This is a genomic window from Marinobacter sp. (genome assembly GCF_048259445.1).
Taxonomy (GTDB): Bacteria; Pseudomonadota; Gammaproteobacteria; order Pseudomonadales; family Oleiphilaceae; genus Marinobacter.
Genome location: NZ_JBLXHQ010000014.1, coordinates 1 through 22,358 on the forward strand (window position 1 = coordinate 1; position 22,358 = coordinate 22,358).

At 54.4% G+C, this 22,358-nt stretch carries 22 protein-coding genes; 17 read left to right on the forward strand and 5 right to left on the reverse strand.

Going from position 1 to position 22,358, the window contains the following annotated elements; translation table 11 throughout:
- Positions 1-47: 47 nt before the first annotated feature.
- Positions 48-1,232 carry a thiamine pyrophosphate-dependent dehydrogenase E1 component subunit alpha gene (locus tag ACN0RL_RS11215; protein WP_417516737.1) on the reverse strand — a complete coding sequence of 395 codons (1,185 nt, stop codon included), beginning with the start codon at positions 1,230-1,232 and terminating at the stop codon, positions 48-50.
- A 327-nt stretch (positions 1,233-1,559) separates the two neighbouring features.
- Here ACN0RL_RS11215 and ACN0RL_RS11220 point away from each other — a divergent pair, with 327 nt between their 5' ends.
- From ACN0RL_RS11220 to ACN0RL_RS11255, 8 genes are all read left to right on the forward strand, one after another.
- Complete coding sequence (locus ACN0RL_RS11220) at positions 1,560-4,205, forward strand: DUF2339 domain-containing protein (protein WP_417516739.1); 2,646 nt, start codon at positions 1,560-1,562, stop codon at positions 4,203-4,205.
- Positions 4,206-4,235: 30 nt separating this feature from the next.
- Positions 4,236-4,619, forward strand: coding sequence for a DUF2750 domain-containing protein (locus ACN0RL_RS11225; protein WP_417516741.1), 384 nt, complete (start codon positions 4,236-4,238; stop codon positions 4,617-4,619).
- A 47-nt stretch (positions 4,620-4,666) separates the two neighbouring features.
- Positions 4,667-5,107, forward strand: coding sequence for a thioredoxin TrxC (gene trxC / locus ACN0RL_RS11230; protein ID WP_417516743.1), 441 nt, complete (start codon positions 4,667-4,669; stop codon positions 5,105-5,107).
- 346 nt (positions 5,108-5,453) lie between these two features.
- Entirely contained in the window at positions 5,454-6,875 is a 1,422-nt protein-coding gene (locus ACN0RL_RS11235; protein ID WP_417516745.1) for a diguanylate cyclase, read from the forward strand.
- An 85-nt stretch (positions 6,876-6,960) separates the two neighbouring features.
- Entirely contained in the window at positions 6,961-7,344 is a 384-nt protein-coding gene (locus ACN0RL_RS11240) for a hypothetical protein (protein WP_417516747.1), read from the forward strand.
- 52 nt (positions 7,345-7,396) lie between these two features.
- The gene (locus tag ACN0RL_RS11245; RefSeq protein ID WP_417516749.1) at positions 7,397-7,576 is read left to right on the forward strand and encodes a hypothetical protein; all 180 of its coding nucleotides are present in this window, start codon (positions 7,397-7,399) and stop codon (positions 7,574-7,576) included.
- A gap of 162 nt (positions 7,577-7,738) precedes the next feature.
- The gene (locus ACN0RL_RS11250; RefSeq protein ID WP_417516751.1) at positions 7,739-9,220 is read left to right on the forward strand and encodes an esterase/lipase family protein; all 1,482 of its coding nucleotides are present in this window, start codon (positions 7,739-7,741) and stop codon (positions 9,218-9,220) included.
- A 95-nt stretch (positions 9,221-9,315) separates the two neighbouring features.
- Positions 9,316-10,014, forward strand: coding sequence for a crotonase/enoyl-CoA hydratase family protein (locus tag ACN0RL_RS11255; RefSeq protein ID WP_417516753.1), 699 nt, complete (start codon positions 9,316-9,318; stop codon positions 10,012-10,014).
- 17 nt (positions 10,015-10,031) lie between these two features.
- Here the strand turns inward: ACN0RL_RS11255 and ACN0RL_RS11260 are convergent, their stop codons facing one another.
- Positions 10,032-10,859, reverse strand: a complete 828-nt coding sequence (locus ACN0RL_RS11260; RefSeq protein WP_417516755.1) for a zinc-dependent peptidase — start codon at positions 10,857-10,859, stop codon at positions 10,032-10,034.
- Positions 10,860-10,996: 137 nt separating this feature from the next.
- On the opposite strand from ACN0RL_RS11260, the gene ACN0RL_RS11265 reads away from it, so the two are divergent.
- From ACN0RL_RS11265 to ACN0RL_RS11290, 6 genes are read left to right on the forward strand one after another with little or no spacing between them, the layout of a single operon-like run.
- The gene (locus ACN0RL_RS11265; RefSeq protein WP_417516757.1) at positions 10,997-11,197 is read left to right on the forward strand and encodes a DUF1656 domain-containing protein; all 201 of its coding nucleotides are present in this window, start codon (positions 10,997-10,999) and stop codon (positions 11,195-11,197) included.
- Between the two features lie 9 nt (positions 11,198-11,206).
- Entirely contained in the window at positions 11,207-12,079 is an 873-nt protein-coding gene (locus ACN0RL_RS11270) for an efflux RND transporter periplasmic adaptor subunit (protein WP_417516759.1), read from the forward strand.
- A 13-nt stretch (positions 12,080-12,092) separates the two neighbouring features.
- The gene (locus ACN0RL_RS11275; RefSeq protein WP_417516761.1) at positions 12,093-14,162 is read left to right on the forward strand and encodes an FUSC family protein; all 2,070 of its coding nucleotides are present in this window, start codon (positions 12,093-12,095) and stop codon (positions 14,160-14,162) included.
- Between the two features lie 2 nt (positions 14,163-14,164).
- Complete coding sequence (locus ACN0RL_RS11280; RefSeq protein WP_417516763.1) at positions 14,165-14,680, forward strand: thiol-disulfide oxidoreductase DCC family protein; 516 nt, start codon at positions 14,165-14,167, stop codon at positions 14,678-14,680.
- A 37-nt stretch (positions 14,681-14,717) separates the two neighbouring features.
- The gene (locus ACN0RL_RS11285; RefSeq protein WP_417516765.1) at positions 14,718-15,158 is read left to right on the forward strand and encodes a MaoC family dehydratase; all 441 of its coding nucleotides are present in this window, start codon (positions 14,718-14,720) and stop codon (positions 15,156-15,158) included.
- 52 nt (positions 15,159-15,210) lie between these two features.
- Positions 15,211-15,885 (forward strand): hypothetical protein, encoded by a 675-nt coding sequence (locus ACN0RL_RS11290; RefSeq protein WP_417516767.1) that lies wholly within the window; start codon positions 15,211-15,213, stop codon positions 15,883-15,885.
- A gap of 18 nt (positions 15,886-15,903) precedes the next feature.
- On the opposite strand, the gene ACN0RL_RS11295 is transcribed toward ACN0RL_RS11290, so the two are convergent.
- The gene (locus ACN0RL_RS11295; protein WP_417516769.1) at positions 15,904-16,758 is read right to left on the reverse strand and encodes a PA4780 family RIO1-like protein kinase; all 855 of its coding nucleotides are present in this window, start codon (positions 16,756-16,758) and stop codon (positions 15,904-15,906) included.
- Positions 16,759-16,993: 235 nt separating this feature from the next.
- Between ACN0RL_RS11295 and yeiP the strand changes: the two genes are divergently transcribed.
- The gene (yeiP, locus tag ACN0RL_RS11300; protein WP_417516771.1) at positions 16,994-17,560 is read left to right on the forward strand and encodes an elongation factor P-like protein YeiP; all 567 of its coding nucleotides are present in this window, start codon (positions 16,994-16,996) and stop codon (positions 17,558-17,560) included.
- A gap of 41 nt (positions 17,561-17,601) precedes the next feature.
- Positions 17,602-18,786 carry a YbfB/YjiJ family MFS transporter gene (locus ACN0RL_RS11305; protein WP_417516773.1) on the forward strand — a complete coding sequence of 395 codons (1,185 nt, stop codon included), beginning with the start codon at positions 17,602-17,604 and terminating at the stop codon, positions 18,784-18,786.
- 23 nt (positions 18,787-18,809) lie between these two features.
- Here the strand turns inward: ACN0RL_RS11305 and ACN0RL_RS11310 are convergent, their stop codons facing one another.
- Positions 18,810-20,852 carry an alkyl/aryl-sulfatase gene (locus ACN0RL_RS11310; protein ID WP_417516775.1) on the reverse strand — a complete coding sequence of 681 codons (2,043 nt, stop codon included), beginning with the start codon at positions 20,850-20,852 and terminating at the stop codon, positions 18,810-18,812.
- Positions 20,853-20,951: 99 nt separating this feature from the next.
- Between ACN0RL_RS11310 and ACN0RL_RS11315 the strand changes: the two genes are divergently transcribed.
- Positions 20,952-21,794: a hypothetical protein gene (locus ACN0RL_RS11315; RefSeq protein ID WP_417516777.1), complete on the forward strand. Its 843-nt coding sequence runs from the start codon at positions 20,952-20,954 to the stop codon at positions 21,792-21,794.
- Positions 21,795-21,816: 22 nt separating this feature from the next.
- On the opposite strand, the gene ACN0RL_RS11320 is transcribed toward ACN0RL_RS11315, so the two are convergent.
- Positions 21,817-22,269 carry a winged helix-turn-helix transcriptional regulator gene (locus tag ACN0RL_RS11320; protein ID WP_417516779.1) on the reverse strand — a complete coding sequence of 151 codons (453 nt, stop codon included), beginning with the start codon at positions 22,267-22,269 and terminating at the stop codon, positions 21,817-21,819.
- Between the last annotated feature and the right edge of the window lie 89 nt (positions 22,270-22,358).

The following is a 22,358-nucleotide window of genomic DNA, read 5'->3' on the forward strand; positions in this document are numbered from 1 at the left end:
TATCAAGCGCATCGTTGATGGCCTGCAGCATGTTCATCTTGGCCATGTTATGCCCCTCCCTGAACGTGAGCAGCCGACTTGGGATACTCGTCCGGATATTTGCGAATGTGTGCTTTGAGTTTTTCAAACTGCGCGTTCAGCAACGGAGGCACTTCGTCGTAAACATCCGTTATCAGGGACTCCAGCGGAGGCGGAGGGAGTTTCTGGGCGCGCTTCATGGTTTCAAGCACTTCGCGGCGCAGGCGTTCCTGCAGCTCTTTCTCTTCGCCGTCGCTCCACCATTTGCGCTTTTTGAGCCAGTTTTGCATGCGCAATATGGGGTCTTTTTCGCGCCACACGGCCTCTTCGTCTTTGCTGCGATAACCGGAAGGATCATCAGATGAAGAATGCGCCGCCAGGCGATAGGTCATGGCTTCGATCAACACCGGGCGATTCTCTTCCACGGCAAGTTTTCGGGCGGCTTCGGTGGCCTGATAAACAGCCAGAAGGTCGTTTCCGTCGACACGAATGGTATCCATTTTGTAGCCAAACCCACGGGGTGCTATGCCATCGGCGGCAAATTGCTCATCAGCGGGGGTGGAAATGGCATAGCCATTGTTGCGGCAGAAGAAAATAGCGGGTACCCGATGCACGGTTGCCATATTAAGGCCAGCATGGAAGTCGCCTTCCGAGGCTGCGCCCTCACCGAAGTAAACGATGGTGCAATGCCCGTTGCCAGCCATTTTCTGGCCATAGGCATAGCCGGTCGCCTGGGGAATCTGCGTGGCTAACGGCGACGAGATGGTCATGTAATTGAGTTTGCTGGAGCCATAATGGACCGGCATCTGACGACCTTTGCCGTAATCTTTTTCATTGCCGAACAGCTGGTTCATGAACTCGTCGATGGTGAACCCGCGATAGGCCAGCGCACCCTGCTCACGGTACTGGCCCATGATCATGTCGGCGTCATCCAGCGCGGCGGTACTGCCGATAACGGAAGCCTCCTCACCGGTACACTGCATGTAAAAGCTCAGGCGGCCCTGGCGCTGAGCGCCAAGCATGCGCTCATCCAGCACGCGGGTGGTAACCATCGCATGATAGATTCGCAGAGCTTTTTCTTTGTCGATGTCAGGGGCTTTGCCGCCTTTGTAGAGCGAGCCGTCCTGTTTCAGAAGTTTAAACGTCGGAATGCGGTACTCTGCACCGTCCGAAAAAACGGGGGTATAAACGGTTTTGGATTTTGTTGTTGTCATAATCCTCTTCCTGGGGTGATGGCTTGAGGAACAGAATGCCCCTTGTGAGGGCCTCGTCAGGTTACGGAGCCTTGTTCTATCCGCCGGTGTTTTGCCAGAGTATAGAACGCTTTATGCAAGCCTGCCGGCGTTGCAGTTCAGCTCCCGTTGTCAGTCTTTCCGGTTTGGGTAAAACCAGTTCAGACTGTACAAAGTTGACCTTAACGTAAAGTGCTCCTTTTGGGTAGTGTCCTTTCCGGGTGAGCTATTGCTACGGAGACGTTAGACTGCACACGGCCTCGGCAGCTCACGCCGCGATTGACGGGATTTTAAAAAGGGAAAAGGGATTTGGAAGCAATACTGATTCTTCTTGGTGTGGGTCTGGCATTGTTCATACCTTTGGGCTCCGTTCTTGGTTTTCTGGCTTTTCGCAAACGGAATGAGCAATCTTCCCGTATTGAGGCGCTGAGTCACGAGGTTGCATCTCTGCACCTTGAGGTTGCCGAATTACGTCTCCAAGCCAAGCAAACTCAACCCCCGCCGATTGCACCAGCGGCACCTTTACAGACACCTCTTCAGACACCTCTGCCGGGAGAGTCTCAAGAGGTTGTCCCGGAACAGCCGGCCAGGTCTGGGCGGAGGACAGCCGAAGAAATCATTGAAGCACAGTGGTCGAGCTCTCCTCAATCCCAGGCAGAGATGGGTGGCTGGGTCGAGCCCCGTGAACCCTCCCGCATTTTTGCGGCACTGAAAGAAAACTGGATGGTGTGGCTTGGTGGCCTGAGTGTCGCGCTGGCCGGTATTTTTATGGTTAGTCACTCCATCAACGCTGGGCTGATCGGCCCTGTGCAGCAATTACTACTTGCCCTCGCTACAGGTCTTGCCCTGCATGCAGGCGCTGAGTTCCTGCGCCGGCGCCACATGAGTACGGATCAGGTATTTGCCGCACTGGCGGGTGGAGGTAGCGTTACCCTTTATGCTGCATTGCTTGCGGGTGTTCACCACTACGAATTGATCAATCCTGTAGCCGGGTTAATGATTCTGGCTGCCGTATCTTTGGCGACCATGGCACTGGCGTTGGTGCATGGTCCTCTGCTGGCGATCATGGGGTTGAGCGGTGCCTATCTGGTGCCTCTGTTGATTGGTGGAGAGGATGGCAGTGTTGCCTTTGTGCTTACCTACAGCTTCGTAATCACCCTCAGCTCACTTCTGTTAATGCGGTACGTTTTTCGTGACTGGTTATGGTACGCCACCCTGGCCGGTGCATTGCTATGGTGGGCAGTCACGGTTGCTGCGGCGCCGTCTGAGTTGGCAACTGCCTGGTATCTGGCAGCGCTGTTTGTGGTTTTTGCACTCTTGCCCGGGGCAGAGCAGGCGGCGTCTTCGCGCTTGCGTGAGGCATTTCTGCCGCTATTGGCTGTATGGGGCATCTCGATTGCGCATCAGTCTGCTGATAACCCGTTGTTTTGGAGTTGGTTGCTTATGCTGCCTGCAGCGTCGCTGATTCCGCAAAGCCGCGAGGTTCTCGGGCGTGGAACCCTCTGGTTCCTGTCCTGGGGAGCCGTTCTGGCCAGCGCTGCCGGCTGGTTGCTCTATATGGGCAGGATGGATGGCGACCTTATCTATCTGGTGCAAATCCCCCTGGCGCAGCAGGCGGGTTTTGTCAGCTATCTTATTGCTGCAGCAATAATTACCACGGGCCTTGGTCTATGGCTGTGGGGCCACCATCCTGATCAGCGACGCTGGGCCTCGCTGACGCTGCTCTCACCGCTGGTGTGGCTGGTGCTTGGTTGGCTTTTGTTGCACGGCTACGGCGAAACATCAGCCGTGTGGTCGGTTACTACTGTCTTACTTGGCGCTGTTTACGGCGTTCTGGCCTGGCGCATGGAGGGGCGTGCCCGTTACGGCAATGGGGTCGTCTGGGCATTGATGGCAGCGCACTTCAGTTATTCGCTGGCCACCGTGATGGCTTTTCGGGAGGCATCGCTCACGCTGGCGTTATCCGTTCAGTTTGTCAGCCTCACCTGGCTGGCCCGGCGTTACCAGATGCCTGAGCTTTACCTGTTATTGAAAGGCGTGTTAGCACTGGTTGTCGCACGGCTTACCTTCAATCCCTGGCTACAGGGCTACGATGCCGGGGCTCACTGGTCGCTTTGGACCTATGGCGGCGCAACGCTGCTTGCCGCTGCTGCAACCAGGCTTGCCGATAGAAATCACTCGATTCGCCCCTGGCTTGAAGGCGCAACCCTGCATCTTCTGGTGTTATTCCTGGGCACTGAGCTACGTTACTGGCTCTATGACGGCGATATTTTTGTCCACGAATACAGCCTTGTTGAAGCAACAATGAATACGCTGCTGTGGGGTGCGCTCAGTGTGACTTATGCCGTGCGGGCAAAAGCCAGCCAGTCACTGGCCTGGCTCTACCGACTGTTTTCATGGATTCTGTTGGCGCTTTCCGGAATCAGCTATCTCACGCTGCTCACTCTTCACAACCCCTGGTGGAGTGACGGCACTATTGGCAGTACGCCCATTTTCAATATGCTGCTCCCCGCCTTTGGTGGCCCGGTGCTGCTGGCGCTTGTGATCAGCCGGTTCCCGGAGATCGCGCCCAGACTCTGGTCGCTGTGTGTTGCGGCAGCCGGTTTCCTTGTGTTCACAGCCCTGGAAATCCGTCAGCTCTGGCAAGGCAGCGATATGGCGCTTTGGTACGGCATGGCAGAGGGCGAGCTATACACCTATTCGGTGGTTGGTATGCTCTATGCCATTGCAGCCATTATCTACTCAACGGTTTATTCGGCGAAAAGTGCCCATATTGTGATGTATAAGGCGGGCATGGCGTTGCTCGGCATCGTCATCGGCAAGATTTTCCTGATTGACATGGCCGGCCTGCAAGGGCTCTGGCGGGTTGCGGCCTTTATGGGGCTGGGGCTTGCCCTGTTGGGCCTGGCCTGGATGTATCGGAAAGCGCAGCGCGCCAGCATTAAGGCACCATAGGCCTCATTTTATTAAACAGAGAAGCAGATTATGAGTGATGAGCGGTTAACGGGTGTGCTCGAGTCGAGCGGCGAAGAGCGATATGACTACTTTCTAAGCAGGGTGTTGGAAGAGCGCGAGATCTGGATACTGGTTAATTCAGACAACCGCTTTCTTTCGATCGTGTCGGAAGACGACGGAGTGAAGCACCTGCCAGTCTGGCCCAGTTCGGAATTTGCTGTTGAGTATGCCGGGGGGTCGAGCGATTTGAGTCCTAAAAGCATCTCGCTGCCGGACTTTTTCAAGAAATGGGTGCCGGGCTTGACGAAAGACGGGCTTCAGGTGGGTGTGTTTCCCGGTCTTGATAAAAGCGTTTGGATAACGGAAGCCAATGAATTGAAAAAAGATCTGCAGGATGAGTTATCCAGTTTCTGACGCACTGTCATAAACGTGATCTGTTAACGGTTATATGAGGTGAATCCATGAGTGATGGCGTAAAGCATGTCGTTTGTCCCCATTGCCACAAAACAAACCGTGTGCCTGTAGATCGCGTGGCAGCCGGTGGTAATTGTGGGGCCTGCAAGCAACCCCTGTGGCCAGGGTGTGTGCTGGAGCTTACAGAGCAGAGTTTTGCCGCGCACACCGGCCGCAGCGACTTGCCTGTGTTGGTGGACTTCTGGGCGAGCTGGTGTGGCCCCTGCAAAATGATGGCGCCACAATTTGAGCAGGCGGCCCGTGGTTGGTTGGGTAAGGTTCGTTTCGCCAAACTCAATACCGAAGAACACCAGGGTCCTGCAGGGAAATACAGCATTCGCAGCATTCCTACGCTGATTCTGTTCCGCAATGGCCGGGAACTGGCTCGCCAAAGCGGCGCCATGAATCAGGGGCAGATCGACCAGTGGCTGAAAAGCAACGGCTGCTGAGACCCGGTGAACAGTAAATGATCTGGTCAGTTAACGGTCATCTTTGCCGAACGCCCGTTTTAACTGGCGTGAGGTTACTTGTCCTGCGTCTTTTAACAAAGTTATCCACAGATTTTGTGGGTATATCGAAATCTATGTCAGCTGCTCATTGAATGATTGAGATCAACTAAATTCAGGGCGGGGCTGCGGATGGCACTGGTCGCAAGGACAGAGCCACCGCAAGGGTATATGCTGATCCTGATTTCCGGAATATGGCTGAAGTTTGCGGCCAGAGCCAACTAAAGGCCCGCCGTCTTTATGAACGCGACCGTCATAATCTGCCTTTGGAACAGGAAGATAACAGCCCATGACATCAGATCAATCCTGGAAAGAAAAGTATTTTAATGAACTAAAGTCTGCTGAATATAGAGAGAAACATTGGAAGACCGAGCGCAATGCGCTTGAGCGCATGCTGGTGCGCACCAGCTTGGCCTCCGAAGGTCAGGCGCCAGAGCTGGATCGTTTGCTTGCTCTTGTTCGATCTGATCTGCGCAAGAACAACGTTGATGTGACTACCTGGAAAGAGCTGCAAATACAGATCGATCGCGAGGTTGCCCTGCTGGATGACGCTCCGTCCCGAGCGGTGAGAAACCGCAATGAGCAGCTCACCGAAGTTGTGGCCGAGCCGGTATCCGAGAATCCTTCCGAGTCTTTATTGCCTGTTACTGCCGTGGACCATGGTCAGCGACTCTTGATTGCCCGGCGTGTTGGTCAGCTGATTGGGCAGCTACTCACTCAGGTTTCTCTTGAGGCGGAGGCAGAAGCGCATGCAAGAAATCTGCAGAGGTCGCTTCTGACCAGCGATAGCTGGGAAGAGTTGAGGGAGGGGCTGAATCAGGTAGCAGATCTGGTGATTGCGTCCGTTACCCGTGGTCAGCGCGAATTTGAGAGCTTTCTCAAACGACTGGACGAGCGTTTGGAGGCTCTGAAGCAGCATTTTTCGGTGCAGTCGAGTGCTCAAGTTGGCCGTCAAGCAGCGGCGGAAGCGCTTGATCGAGAAATTCGAGCAGAGATCGAGTTGGTTGGTCAGCATGTCGAAGCCAGCGATGACCTACAGGAACTGAAACACTCGGTCGGCCGCCATTTGGAAAGTATCGGCAACGTGGTGGGCCGCTTCCAGGCTCAGGAATCGGAACGAGAAAAAGCGCTATCCGAAGAGTTAACAGCCATGCGTGAGAAGGTCGCGCTATTGGAAACGCATTCGGAAGAGATGCAGGGCCAGGTTCGCAAGGAGCGCGAGCGCGCAATGACAGACTTGCTTACACAGCTTCCCAATCGCGAAGCCTGGCAAGAAAGGGTCGCCTTTGAGCTTAATCGCTGGCAGCGCTATCAGTATCCGCTGACTCTCAGCGTTCTGGATATAGATTTTTTCAAACGCGTGAACGACACATATGGTCACAAGGCTGGCGACAAGGTGCTTCAGCTTTTGGCCAGGGAAATCAAGAAACGCGTGCGTAAAAGTGACTTTGCAGCTCGTTTTGGCGGTGAAGAGTTTGTATTGTTGTTTCCGGAAACGCTTCCTGATAGCGCACACACGGTTTTAGACGAGCTTCGAGCACACGTTAGTGCATTGCCGTTTCACTTTGGTGGAGAACCGCTGACGATTACCTTCTCTGCTGGTCTGGCAAGCTTTGCCTCCGGTGACACCGAGGAATCGGTTTTTAATCGAGCCGACAAGGCACTCTATCTTGCCAAGAACAGTGGTCGAAATTGCATCAAGATCGGCTAATGGGCTTTGACGGAGCGTTTTCGTATTCCCGGGCTTGTCAGGTTTCCTCGTTTTGGCGAGGTAATCCAACAGGAGGTATTTTGTTATGACAGAAAATCCCGACACCAGAGGTGTGACTGGTCGCCCTAATATGCGCCGTCGCTATTTTTACTTGGCTCTCATCATTGCTTTAGCAATCGGTTGGGCTATCGGGCGTAATACCGCCCCGGTTCACGGGATGGAAGTAACATTCCAAAACCGCAGTGAGGTCGCTGTCGAGGCTATAAAGCTGGATTTTGGCACGGCAGACACGCAGTCATCGATACAGGCTTTTCGCCTTGCGCCGGGCCAAGAGCGTATACTTTTGTTAAATCACACGCCGGGTGCCGGCTTTAATGTGAACGTGCGCTACAAGGGTGGAGAAATTCAGGAGTTCTGTGCCCTGCGCGGAGACAAGCAACAAAAGCCGACGATTGAATTGAAGCCTTGATCTGCGGCTGCGGCCTGTTGAGGTACTGCGGTCTTTTGGAAAGGAGTTACCTATGGGAACCCTGCTGATTATTCTCGCCGTTCTGTTTCTGTCGCTGATTGTTATTCTGCCTCTGGTAGAGAAATATGCGCCGAAAGATGAGGGTCGTAGCTATGGCAATCTCACACGGTTCATTTTTCCACTGGTGGCTTTGCTGATTGTGGCTCAAATGATTCGGTACTATTTTTTTTAAAGACAGGTTTTGCCGTCAGCCTTTTTTACACTTTTTCTAAAACTACCTGAGCTTGAGCTCTGCGTGCATTCTGCAAGTACTGGCGATTTCCCGATAAAGAGCTTTACGGAACGGATATCGCATGCCTGCGGGGCAGGATCAGCCTGAAAGGAAGCATGCCTCATGAGCCAGTTGCACCCCATCATCTACGTTCGTGGCTACGCCATGACTGCCAGTGAAATTGCCGATACCGTATCCATGCCTTATATGGGCTTTAACCTGGGCGCGACCAAGGTTCGCCAGTCCTGGGATGGAACAATCTACAAGCAGGTCTTCGAATCACCGATGATGCGCCTGATGAAAGATTACGGCTATACAGATGCCTTCTCTGATGGTGCCGAGATCGACCGGGACATTACTCATAAATCCGTCATCATCTATCGTTATTATGACCAGGCGGACAGGGACTTTGGTGATGGCAAGCCTCTCTCGATACCCGCTGCAGCGCTGCAGCTTCGCGATCTGATTCTTAATGTCCGGCGTCAGTTGTGTGGCGACGACGAGGATTTGCTGGCGGAATTCCGTGTGCATCTTGTAGCACATTCAATGGGGGGGCTCGTGTGTCGGTGTCTGTTGCAGAATGACGGAATCAGTACACCGGCAATACGCGATATGGTGGATAAGGTGTTTACCTATGCGACGCCACACAACGGCATAGAAATGGCGGGGATCAACGTACCTTCTTTTCTCGGGTTATGGGACATCAATAACTTCAATCGCGAAACCATGGCGGGTTATCTGAGCCTGGATGGCAGGCCGGAAAGAGTGGATTCTCTGGGTGGCAAATTTGATCCGGACCGGTTTTTCTGTCTGGTCGGTACCAATCAGCAGGACTATGGTGCCGCCAAAGGTGTTTCAAAGTGGCTTGCCGGCAAGATGAGTGATGGCCTGGTAGCCATTGAGAATGCTACGGTTCAGGGCGCGCCCAGGGCTTTCGTTTACCGCAGCCACAGCGGTCCCTATGGCATCGTTAATTCCGAGGATGGCTACCAGAATATGGTGCGGTTCCTGTTCGGAGATGTTCGCGTAGACGGCGTGATGGATGTGGAATCTCTGCCGCTGCCGCCATCGGTAGAGAAGGCGAAAAAAGAAGGGCGTCGGGTTCGTGCTTCCTATTATTTTGAAGCCACCGTATCACCCCGGGGCGCACGCAGTTTTCGTTTGACTGAAAGGCGCAGAGAAACCTTCAGTGCTGTATTGCGCAAGTTCGACGAAATGATGAAACCGAAGCAGGCAGGGCTGGATTCCGCTCGCTCTCCTGTATTGTTCTCGACCTTTCTTGATAGTTCGAAAATTACCGTCGAGCGCGGGCGAACGATGGTTATGACCGTTGAACTTGCGGTCTCTGCTACGGATTATTTTGTTGACGGGGCGCTCTGGACCGAGCATCGGGTGGAGGGTGAATATCTTTACCGGGATACGCTTACGCTAAAAATGACCCCGTCCGGAGACGGCTGGAATCTGCGCTATGTCACCACGGATGAACGATGGAGTGAGCGCGGCGGCAGCAAAGCCGAGCAGGATGGTGACAACTATCTGATACCACTGTCGTCGAAGAAAGGTTTTAGCGCTCAGTTGAGGCTGTCGCTCCGGCGTCGTACTTGAGAAACCGGCATCTGGCGAAGAATGATTTGTGGCGGCCCGCATAAGCTGGCAAAGTTCTGCGCAATCAGACTTAACTCCACCAAGAGGATATGCCGGTGACAGATTTTGTAAGTTACACGCTGAACGATGGCGTCGCGACAGTCGTGATTAACAACGGAAAAGCGAACGCCCTGAGCCACGACGTATTTACAGAGCTGAACCAGGCTCTTGACCGTGCAGAACAGGACAAGGCTGTGGTTATCCTGACCGGCCAGCCAGGCATCTTCTCCGGCGGCTACGATCTGAAGGAGATGCAGAAGGGCATGAAGGAAGCGGCTGCGTTGGTTGCTGTGGGCTCAAAGTTCACTCGTCGTCTGGCGGCCTTTCCGCTTCCGGTTATAGGTGCATGCAGTGGCCACGCCATTGCCAAAGGTGCATTTATCATGCTGTCTGTGGATTACCGGGTTGGTATTGAGGGCAGCTTCAAGCTGGGCCTCAATGAAGTGGCCATTGGTATGACCATGCACCATGCTGGTATCGAGATTGCACGCCACCGCCTGGCACCTGCACACTTCTATCGTTCGGTGATCAACGCCGAAATTTACAGCCCGGAAGGCGCAGTTGTAGCCGGATATCTGGATGAAGTGGTCGCGCCGGATCAGCTTCTGATCCGCGCGAACGAGCTTGCCCAAGGGTTCCGGAAATTGAATATGAAGGCCCATGCCCAGACCAAGGTGAAAACCAAAGCTGGCTACCTGGAGCTACTGGATCGTAGCATCGAGAAGGATTCTGAGAGTCTGGGCCTGACCGCTTAACGGTAGTGACTGGAGGGTTAGCTTCGGGCCAGCTCTTCAGGATCTATTTTGTAGAAGGCGCGCAGCTGGTCATACACTGCGGGCTGTTGTTCTCTGAGATGTTGTGGTTGCTGATAGAAGGTTTCCGTCAGCACCGCAAAGAACTCTGCGGGTTTTGTGGCGCCATAAGGGTCGAGCCAACTGTTGCGGTGGTGTTTCAAGGAGTGTCTGAGGTCGTCGTAGGCAATGGTCATGGTCTGCTGCCATTCTTTGGCCTGGTCACCGCTCAATGGCGGAGCCCCGTCTGCCGACCCATCCAGATAATCAAGCTGATGTGCAAACTCGTGGAGGATTACATTGTGTGGACTTTTCGCCTGCATGGCTCCACTTTCGCATTCTGACCAGGCCAAGACCACTTGCCCCAGAGATGAAGCTTCACCTGCCCGCACCTGATTGCTGACGCCAACGACCATGCCGTCGCGCTCCGAAGCTTGTACCCTGTACACATCCGGGTAAACAAGGATGCTGCGAACTTCATCATAATCCGCATATGACCGCATGACAGTCAAAAGGCAGGCATGGCCGGCTACAGCTACCCGTACGCGGTCATTTACCTCAAAGCCGTCGCACCCGTAGAAGTTTTTTTCGGCAATGAACAACTGTATCTGTTGTTCCAGAATTTTCTGAAGGCGTTTCGGTAGTTGGCAGTATAGAGGTACTGTTGAACGCAGGTGCTTTCGCCAGACCTTCGGGAAGGGGTGTTTCAGTTCCCGCTCCCGCCGCCAGGATCGGTAGAAGAACAGATAAAAAATGGCCAGTGCGATGAAGGCGGTGGCGAAGAGTGCAAAAACAGTTGCTGACGACATTCTTTTAAACTCGCTTCATGCGTGTGTACCGGCTGTTTGTTGATAGCATACGCTAGTTGGCCAATTGCCTGAATCGTACCTATCATCAGACGCTGGATAGCAAATTACGTCGAAAAATTTGCGGGAACAGGGGTGACATGCTTCACGAGATAAGTATTGGTGGAATGTTGTTCAGCCCATTGCTGGTGCTGGCGCCCCTGGCATTTCTGCTGACGGCCGCTACGCGACTGGTATTGCACCATTCGGGCCTTCGCCGCTATATCTGGAGGGAGGCCTGGTTTGATGTGGCTGTGTTCGTCTGTTACCTGGCTGCTATCGTTTATCTGTTCGGAGATTAAGGGACTCGCATGGAAAAACTGGGGCGTATTGGACTGACATTACTGACGGTAGCTGCGGCGATTTTTGCCGGCACCTGGGTCTGGGATCATTACCTTTATTCGCCCTGGACCCGGGATGGCAGGATCCGGGCTGATGTCATTACCATTGCGCCCGACGTTTCTGGTTGGGTCACCGGGCTTAGCGTGAAAAACAACCTGGCGGTCAGTAAAGGCGACCCCCTCTTCACCATAGATGATACTCGCTATCGGGCGGAATTTGCGGAACGGAACGCGCGGCTTTCCCAGGAGCGCACAGCCTGGGATCTGGCGAGACATCAATATGACCGCAGGCAGAATATGGCCGATCGCCAGTCCATCAGCGAGGAGAGCCTGGAGGCTTACCGCATTCGGGCCGAGTCGGCCAAGGCCAGCTATCTGCTTGCACAAGCCGAGCTCAATACGGCCCGGATCGATCTGGAGCGGACGCAGGTGAGGGCGCCGGAAAGCGGTATTGTCAACAACCTCTCCTTGCGCCGGGGCAATTATGTGTCCCGTGGGGCTGCGGTTTTATCACTGATCAAAAGCGACTCTTTTTATGTGACCGGATACTTTGAAGAAACCAAGCTGCATCTGGTGCGAGTAGGGCAGAAAGCCCGGATTACACTGCTTTCTGGCGGCGAAAAGCTCAGTGGCGAGGTGGTCAGCATCGCTCGCGGAATCGCTGATCCGAATACCGCCAGTGATAACCAGATGTTGCCTCAGGTGCAGCAAGCCTTTAACTGGGTGCGTCTTGCCCAGCGAATTCCGGTTGATATAGCGCTCGATCCATTCCCGGAAGAAGTAAATATCAGTGCCGGCATGACCGTTTCCATATATCTGGAAACAGACCCGGGTAAAGAATAACGGAGCAACTTTCATGACGCTCCACCCTCTGCTGGCTCAGCTTTTGACACCAAAAAGGCACGCGGTGATATTTGCTCTGAAAGGAGTGATATCCATGGCGCTGGCAGTGTTCGTGTCGATGTACCTTGAGCTTGACCGGCCATACTGGGCGCTGGTGTCTGCCGTTTTCCTGCAGATCCGTCCGGAAAGCGGGCTGGTGATTGAAAAAGCGCTATGCCAGATTTTCGGGTCGGTGGTGGGGGGGGGTGTAGGCATCCTGATTCTTGCCTTTTTCATGCCTTACCCTCTGCTGGCGCTGGCCTGTCTCACACTCTGGATCGGCCTGAACTCCGCTGCCTCCTCCATGGTGCACAACGCCAACTTCATTTATGCCTTCGCGATGTCCGGGATGACGGCGGGTCTGGTGGTTATCATGGTGATGGCAGACGCCAGTGCTGCGGACGGGCGCGCAGTTTTCGATATTGCCCAGTCACGTATCAGTGAAATTGCCGTGGGCGCCCTCTGTGCGATGCTGGTCAGCCGGCTGTTTTGGCCAGTAACGGTGAAGAACAGTCTCCGCAGCAACGCCCGTGACGTGATCAACGATACGCTTGAGTACCTCTCGCTGGAGCTGGATCCCCATAGCACTCATGAACAGCGCCACCAGCATGCGGATGAGATTCTGGAAACGCTCGTTATTCTGAATGATGACTCCAGCGCGGTTGCCTATGAAGGGCCTGAGGGACCAGGGAGAAGCCGGGCCGCAAACCTTCTTTGTAACAAAGTGATGTCTTTGCTGGCAGTCGCACAGATTATGGGGCGCTTCCCGCGGAATCATCCGGATCTGGTATCGCCAGCTTTCAGCAAGTTGCTGGCAGACATGCGGAGCCATTTCATCAAGGTTGCGCAAGCGGACAACTATGAGGAGTCCTACCAGCAGTCGCAGGCTCTCAGGCGAGCGTTGCTGGAGCACAAGGCTGCCTACATCGATGAATCTGCCATTGTGACCCGTCTCACCCAGACGGCAGTGGAACTGGTGGCAGACCTGGTCATGGTATTACGAGCCTATAATGCGCTTGAAAATCGCGACCAGACGCTGCTGAAGGCCTCAAAGCTGAAAACCCACAGAGACCCATTGATCGGCGTAGTAAATGGCTTCCGGACCGCAGTCGTGTTCGTGATCGGAGCAACGGTATGGTTGGGCACCGGCAGCTCTGCGGCTATTATGCTGATGATTATGCCGGTCGTTTTTTCGGTGATGTTTGCCCGATTTTCTCTGGTTGTGTTGACGCCGATGTTGCGCCGCTTGCTGCTCGGGGTAATTGTAGCCATCCCGGTGGCATTGTTTTTCGGGCTGGGGCTGTTGTCGAGAAGCAGTGGAGACTTTGAAATGCTGGTTCTGGTGCTGGCCGGCCCCTATTTTATCGGTTTGCTTGCGCTTGCAGACCGACCGACACTGCCATACGGATTGGGCTTCTGCGTCGCTTTCACGCTCGTCGTGCAGCCTGGCAACCAGATGACTTTCAGTGCGGAGGTTGCGACAAGCAATGCTTTGGGGCTGTTTGTTGGTATCAGTATTCTCTACTGGGTATTCAAGTTGATTACCCCTCTGGACGGCCAGTTAATGCAGCGCCGTTTGCTCAGGGCCACGGCTCGTGATCTGATCGCTATTGATGATCAGCGCCGGCCCGAAAACTGGTTTAACGGCCGTATGGGGGAGCGCCTTTTGCGACTTGCCAACTATGATCAAGGGTCGGGCAGTTCCAGCCGTGTCATGACGGATCTGGGCTTTACCGGGCTGAATATTGGTCACATGTCTATTCGCCTGCGTCGGCGAATAAAGAATCATCGAAGTGCCGCTGTGGATTTAAAGCTTGCTGAGTGGCAGCAAGTGCTGGCAGACACCTATCTGATGAGTGCGAGTGGCAACATGAACTCCAGGTTCAGGGAGGCGAGCGCAGGGCTGCTGAGAGCTATCTTCGATGCTAAAGAGCCGGATGCGCAAACCGCAACTATTGAGGGAATGTTCGAGCGTATGGCCCTAACGTTTGAGCGAACAGCCCGGACGTTTCACCAGGTTCAATCAGCCGGGAAAGGAGTTTAACCGTGCCATTCGCTCGCAGGCATTTCTACCATTTTATTGGTGGCAGCGAGAGTAAATATGCGCCTGAGCCCGGAGTCGGCTGGCTGAATAAAGCCGGGTGGCTGGATGTGATAAAGTGCCATTCAGGCTTTCGCGATAGTTGGAGGGCTCTTATGAATCGAACGCAAGGCAAGCTGATCGTTTTCTACGATGGCTCCTGCTCTACCTGCATCAAGGATCGCCGCTGGTATGAAAAGCTGGCGGGGAAGACCGGTGAGTCTGTCGAATGGCTTGATATCACAGGCCGGGACGACGAACTGCTCCAGCAGGGCGTAGATCCGGACAAAGCGCTGCGAGAACTGCACGTGAAGGATGATCAGGGCGAAATTCACCGCGAGATGGACGCTTATATACTGCTGATGTCGCGAGTATTCGTGTTGAAACCGCTGGCGTGGTTGATTTCTTTACCTTTGATTAGGCCCGCTCTGGCGAAGCTCTATCATGCATGGGTTGAGCGTCGCCTCGCCGCGCGGGCCTAGGCTTTTAACTACCACACTGGATTCCGGAGAACCCTGAGTGACACACATTCGAGAACAGGCCATTCAGGGCCTCAAGACTGGTGATGTTTTTACGGTTACCCGAACCTTTACCGAGAATGACACAGTAGCGTTCGGCGAAATCAGCAGGGATATGAACCCTATTCATTACGATGAGAACTTTACTGCTGCCAAGGGGTTTCGGGGAAAAATCTGCCATGGCTTGCTGGTCGGCGGCATGATTACTGAAGTGGGTGGCCAGATTGGCTGGCTGGCATCCGGTATGAACTTCAGGTTCCGCCGGCCCGTCTATTTTGGCGATACGATTACCTGCGTGTTCACCATTATCGAGGCTGATGAGCAAAACCGAGCAAAAGCGGAAGCCGTGCTGTCGAATCAGCTGGGTGAGGTTGTTGTTGAATCCTGGCTGACCGGCATACTGCCTGGCACAGCTGAGCGGGCAATTCTCGCTCAAATCTGATTTACTGCGGCCCTCACCCACATCCCCCGGAATTCCATCTTCAGAGGTTTTTATGGCTCGCTTTGAGTTGTTAGGCACGGCGATCATCCCCGGCAAGGGCACAGAACTGCGCCTGTTGCAGCGTAATGATGAATTCTCCATCCGTATCGCCGGCACCAGCGGGGAGCTGATGAATACCCGCCTTCACGGCTCTGAGGACGCGCTTGCAACGCTGGCCTGTGAGCGCATTGCAGATCACCCCGCCCCGAAGGTGCTGATTGGTGGGCTGGGCATGGGGTTCACCCTTGCGGCGGCTTTGCAGTCTCTGGGTGATACCGCAGAAGTGACCGTTGCCGAATTGGTGCCAGAGGTAGAGCAGTGGAATCTGGGCCCCCTGGGCAGCGCTTCGGGCTACCCACTGAAAGACTCTCGTGCCCGGGTGCACATCGGTGATGTGGTTCAGCTGATCAAGGAATCTCCGGCCAGTTATGATGCTATCCTGCTGGATATCGACAATGGTCCGGAGGGTCTTACACGTAAGGAAAACGACTGGCTGTATTCTGCGGCGGGCATTGCCGCAGCGCAGGAAGCGTTACGGCCAGAGGGGATTCTGGCATATTGGTCAGCAGGGCAGGATCCAGCGTTTACCGAGCGCCTGAAGCGTGCCGGTCTTTCGGCTGAGGCCGTTACTGTGCGGGCCCATCGTCCCGGCAAAGGCGCAAAGCATGTTATCTGGCTTGCCTGGTAGGCGGCCGGACGACGAGCGCTAATCCTCGTCGTCTTCCTGCATGCGCTCCAGCCGTTCCCTTTCTTCCTCTTTGGCGGCGTCAATCACGGCCATAAGTTCTTCCACATCGGCACTGGCGGTATCGTGCTCAAAGCACCCGGTCAGTTTGATGTCGGGGTGCAAGTCGCCGCTTTCGTAAAGTGCCCAGATCTCCTTACCATAATCGGTAACCAGCAGGTCAGGAGCGTACTTACCAAAATAGCGGCGCATGTTGTCGACATCACGTTCCAGCATACGCTCGGCGTTATTATTGCCTGCGGCGTTAACGGCCTGGGGCAAATCAATGATCACGGGACCGCTGGCGTCTACCAGCACGTTGAATTCTGACAGGTCACCATGGATCAGCCCGGCGCTCAGCATCCGCACAATCTCTGCGATAACACGGCCGTGGTAGTCCCGGGCCTGCTCCGGAGTGAGGGTGACGTCATCCAGGCGAGGAGCAGCCTTGCCGTCTTCATCGGCAATCAACTCCATCAGCAGCACGCCGTCCACGAAGCCCATGGGCGCCGGCACGCGCACGCCAGCTTCGGCCAGGCGGTAGAGCGCATCCACTTCGGCATTGAGCCAGGCGTCTTCCTGCTCCTTCTGGCCATAGCGGGTTTTTTTGCTCATGGCCCGCGCCCGGCGTGTGTTGCGAACCTTTCTGCCTTCCTGGTACTCAACGGCCTGCTTGAAGCTCCGCTTTTGGGCTTCTTTGAACACCTTTGCGCAGCGTATCTGTTCGCCACACCGCACAACATAAACCTGTGCTTCTTTACCGCTCATAAGCTGGTAGAGCACTTCATCCACCATGCCGTCGTCGACCAGGGGCTGTAATCTCTTGGGTACTTTCATAAAACCTTTCAGTGTAAGGGCAAAATGATGGTCACAATGGGGCATAGCTTACATCAAATTGGTATTTCTTATGTGAATCCGGTTGTAGCGCCAGGAAGCTTTTTGCTGATTGGCTTATAGTGTTCGCTCGCCCTGTATCAGCGGGGCAGATCTGCGATTAGAATTGTCGGGTGTAAAATACGCCGGCTTCTGCCCGGTATGGATGCGTTCAGAGATTGTTTTGGAGCTTTAAAAAATGCCTAGAGCAAGTGAAATCAAAAAGAATTCTGCGGTTGAATATGAAGGCCGGGTTTATTTCGTCAAGGACATCGAGCGTTCTGTTCCTCAGGGACGGGCAGGTGGCAGCCTCTACCGCATGCGTATGTATGACGTGGTAACGGGCAGCAAAATCGACGAAACGTTTAAAGATTCCGATATGCTGAACCTTGCCGATCTCGTGCGCCGGCCAGCTTCCTTCTCCTATTCTGACGGCGAAGAATACGTCTTCATGGATACCGAAGACTTTACGCAGTACAGCCTCAATCGGGAAGCGATTGCCGAGGAGCTGCTGTTTATCAGTGAAGAGACCAAAGGCGTTATGGTGGTTCTGGTCAGTGATGCACCGGTTGCTCTGGCACTGCCGCCCACGGTGGAACTTGAAATCGAGGAAACCGATCCTTCCGTCAAGGGCGGTTCTGCGACCGCGCGTACCAAGCCGGCAAGAATGGCAACCGGACTGGTCGTTCAGGTTCCCGAGCATATTTCGACTGGCGATCGCATCAAAATCAATGTGGAGGAGCGTAAGTTCCTCAGCCGCGCCTGATCTTAAGCGGCCTTCAAGTTGTCCGGAAACAGGAAAACCCGGTGAAAACAGTAGAAACAATAAAAGTGCTGGCAGCCAGCGTGATCGCGGTGGTGGTGATGGTCGGGATAGCCCGGTTTTCATACACGCCGATGATTCCCGAGATGATGGACGCGCTTGGGTTAAGCCAGTCTGTTGTGGGCTTGCTGGCTACGGTGAACTACGCCGGCTATCTCACCGGTGCGCTTCTGATTACCCGAATCAGCGATCTTGGCCTCAAAGTAAGGTTTTACCAGCTTGGCCTGGTTGTCGCAGTAGTCTCAACCATTCTGATGGGGTATACCACCGACATCTGGCTGTGGTATCTGCTGCGTTTTGTTTCCGGGCTTAGTACCTCGGCAGGCATGCTGCTGGGCGCCGGCCTGCTGATGAGCTGGCTGATCAAGAACAATGAAAAATCCGAGCTTGGCGTGTTCTTTTCGGGCATCGGGCTCGGGATTGTTCTTACGGCTGTGCTGGCAGAACTTATCAAAGATTCCTTCACCTGGGATCAGCAGTGGGTAATCTACGGGCTGGTTGGTCTGGCACTTATGCTTCCTGTTTGGCGTTGGATGCCAGACTACCGTGCCTGCGCTCTGCCGAGAACCGGTGGGACATCGGGCAACGGTGGCCGGAGCCGGTTTATCATGATTTTGCAGCTGGCCTATTTTTGTGCAGGGGTCGGGTATGTGGTGACGGCAACCTTTCTGGTGGCGATTGCCGAATCCATGCCGGAACTCAGTGGCCGAGGATGGCTTATCTGGCTGATTGCCGGGCTGGCGGCCACGCCGGCCTGCTGGCTGTGGGATGTGTTCTCGCGCCGCTGGGGCCAGTGGACAGCGCTGTATCTTGCCTACGCACTCAATTCCGTCAGCATTCTGATGTTGATTGTTAATACCAGCATGTTCAGCGTCACGCTCAGCGCCATTATCTACGGCGCCAGCTTTATCGGCATTGTCAGCATGATGCTGGCAATGGTCGGGCGGGTGTTCCCGGAAAACCCCTCCCGGCCCATGAGCCGGCTTACCTTCAGCTACGGCATTGCCCAGATGCTGGCGCCTGCTGTTGTGGGCTACTTGGCTGACGTAGAGGGTAATTACACGAATGGTCTCTGGCTTACCCTGCTGGTGATGGCGCTCGGTGTTGGAGTGCTTCACATGGCGCGCCGTGCCAAGGACAGAGAAATGGAGCCAGCCTTGCCGGGATAGTATCCGGAAGGCTGGCGTAGGGTTCAGGGCGTCACAATGTTGAACTTACCCTCCGGCTTGTCCAGCATGCTGAAGAACCCGAGGAGGTCCAGTTTGCTTCCTTCAAAGCTGATCTCGTCGCTGAACAGCATGTCCTTCAATCCCGCCTCGCCAATCAGAATGTCGACAAACAATGGCTGGGTCAGGTTCAGTGTCGCGTCTGCGGGTGTATCACTGGCGGTTTTCCGGTTGTGCAGTACCGAATTGTCCAGGGTTAACAGGTAGCTTTCGCCAAGGTCGGTGAAAGTAACCTTGATGCTCAGGGACTCACCTTCAGCATCGTCTGCATTGAGGCGCACAGCCATACTGTCGAAGAACAGTGAGACGGGCGTATTGAGCAATACATCTTTCATTGTTGCAGGCTTGATACCCTCCGCAGGCCCTCCATGGCGTAGCTCATAGGCACCAGTTAGATAAAAATTGCGCCAGGGTGCTGATTCGGCCTGATACCCGAGTTGATCGTAAACCTTTGCCAGCAAGGTTGTGGCCTGCTCATTGTCCGGTTGGGCAAAGACAACATGGTTCAGAAGCTCTGCCAGCCAACGATAGGTTTTCTTGCCTTCGCTCGTATTCATCCCAGCTGCGGCGTCAAAGTTGCTTTGCGCCTTTTCCAGAATACTGTCAGCGCCGCCCATCATCTCGACGTAACGCTCAGCCGCTTCTGTTTCCGGCAAGGGGTCCAGCTTTGCGGGATTGGCGGTAAACCATCCCATGTAGTGCTGGTACACCGCTTTGGAATTATGGGAGACGGTTCCGTAGTAGCCCTGATTGTGAAAATCTTCATTCAGAGCGGCCGGGAGCTTGAGGTTGTCGGCGATTTCGTTGGGGGTGAAACCACGGTTCATAAGGCGAACGCTTTGGTCGTGAATGAACTTATAGGTGTCCCGTTGTTTGATCAGGAAGTCCTGAATCCTGTCTTGCCCCCATAATGGCCAGTGATGGCTTGCAAAGTAGACGTCTGCCTCGGAAAACTGGTTTCGGGCCTCGTCGATGAAAGCGCTCCAGATGCGTGCATCGCGAACTTTTGCGCCTCGCAGTGTGTAAAGGTTGTGCATGTTCCGGCTTACCAGTTCGGCACCACAGAAAGCTTTGAGCTGGGGTAGATAGAAAGTGAACTCAGCGGGGGCTTCGGAGCCTGAGACAATCTGGAAGACCATCCGAATGCCGTCAACGGTCAGTTCACTGCCTGTTTTGCTGATCAGTTGAGTTGGTTGGGCAAATCCGAAGTTGCCGAAAGCCGGGCCCTTGCCGAGGCCTGTTCCCACGTGGCCGCGATCGTCGCGCTCCAGTCGCTTCCCATACATGTATATGGCGCGCCTCGTCATTGCGGGCCCTGCGATGATGTTTTCGCTGGTGGCTTCCTCTTCAAAACCCTCCGGCGCAATAATTCTCAGTTCGCGTTTTTCGTCTTCTGAAAGGTGCTGGAGCACGCCCAGCACACCGCCAAAGTGATCGATATGGCTGTGGGTAAAGATGATTGCTTTAAGAGGTTTCTTGCCGAGGTGTTCCTGCGCGAACAAGAAGGCCTTGCTTGCGGTTTCGCGTGAGGTCAGCGGGTCCACCAGAATCCAGCCGTTGTCGCTCTCAATGATCGACATATTGGCCAGGTCGTAGCCGCGGATCTGGTAAAGGCCATCGGTGACCTTGAACAGGCCATGGATGTTATTGAGTGAAGCCTGGCGCCACAGGCTTGGATTGACTGAGGCGGGCGCATTGTTGCCATCCTCATCAATAAACGCATATTCAGGCATATTCCAGATCGCCTTATTGTTCTGGTCCTGGACAACCAGGTCTGGATCCTGAGCAATCAGGCCGCGGCGCGCGTTCTCAAAGTCTTCGCGATTGCTGAAGGGTCGCTGTTCAAGCACTTCCTTGTTAATTCGGCTGGTCATGTCCGTTGGAGCTGTATGGCCGGCAGTGTTGGCTCCAGCTTCCCGGGCCGGTCCGGAGTCGCAGCCGGCGATGCCCAGCACGGCAACAACTATTGTGAGAACGATTCGCTTGGGATAAACGAGTTTTGGGTTCATGGCGGGCCTGTTGTTATTAGTGGATGAATCTTGAGAGTTTAGCGCCAATGGTCGTTATAGCAGAATGTCGGCCAGAAAAGCTTGATTCGCTGTGGCGAAATGGAAGCAGCGATTGCAGGGGGTTGGTGCTATGGTAAGGGCTGGTTCATGGTGGAGCAGTCATCAGACATGTTGATATCGGAAGGCGCGCAACATTATGTTCTGATGCTGATCCCCAGTCTTTTGCGGGATATTGAAAAGCTGGGATTGCGGCGGATTATTCGTACGTCTGATTTTTCGGAACAGGAAGTGACCGCTCTTTACTTCGAGTTTGTGTCTGCCAAACGTGTGCTTCCGGATAACCCGGTCTCGATCGAACCGGTTCGCTGGCAGCATCTGCTCCACTGTGTTCGCGTGATGAGTTCGCTGGTAAGCCTGGCGACGACCGAAGATCTGGAGCGAGCCCGCGAGACTGCAATCCGCCGGTATTTTCCTCATGCCAGGGAAAGCCTGAAAAACGAGTATGACCAGATGCGCAGCGAGGGAAAAGTGGATTTCCGTCTCGCGGGCATTCTGCGTGGAGGTGATACGCCGGAGAACTCCGGCCAGGTTTGTATGGAGGCTATCAGGCGCGAGCGAGAGCAGCGCGTTGAATCGATCAAATGTATGGGTACCGAGCATCTGACTGACCACGAAGCCTTTGTGGTAGAGGCCGCCAGAGCTTACGTTATATCCCGTATCGATGATGCACCGAGTGATTTCGGCATTCTGGATCTGGTCATCCGGCTGCTGGATTTGCTTCGGCTGGTGCTCGTTCTGGAATCACGCTCCATCGGCGGTGCTAGCGCCGTGTCATCCAACTTTACGGTAGAGAATATTGTACTGGGTATCGGCAATGCGCTTTACCGAAGTGAACTTGGCCTTCATGTGTCTTCTCTGGGGCTGGCCCGAGTCAACAAGTAATTACTTACCGCGACCACGCGCTTCAGAGCCCCACATCTTTTACATTTTCCATCACCACAAACGTGCTCGTTTGCAGTACATGGGGCAGGGCGGAAATTTGCTCGCCCAGCACCTGCCGGTACTCTGCCATGTTGCGGGTCCGCACCTTCATCAGGTAATCGAAGTTGGCTGCAATCATGTGGCACTGCTCAACCGCCGCAATCTCTTTGACGGCTTTGTTGAAGGCCTTGAGTGCGTCGCTACTGGTGTCGCTCAGGGTTATTTGGGCGAAGGCGATGTGACTTTGCCCCAGCTTGGTCTGGTTTACGAGCACCGTGTAGCCGGTAATAAAGCCCTGTTCCTCAAGCCGCCGCATGCGCACCTGACATGGGGTTTTGGACAGGCCGACACGAGAGGCAAGGTCGGTGATCGTAATCCGCGCATTTTTTTGCAGCTCACGAATAATGGAATGATCGATCCGGTCAAGCTCGCTCATGTTGGTTGTCATCTTCCCCATGTGGCTACAGTCATCTGATCTTCCCCTCTCTAGCGGTCGTAGACATACGGTAGGCGTCTAAACCGTCA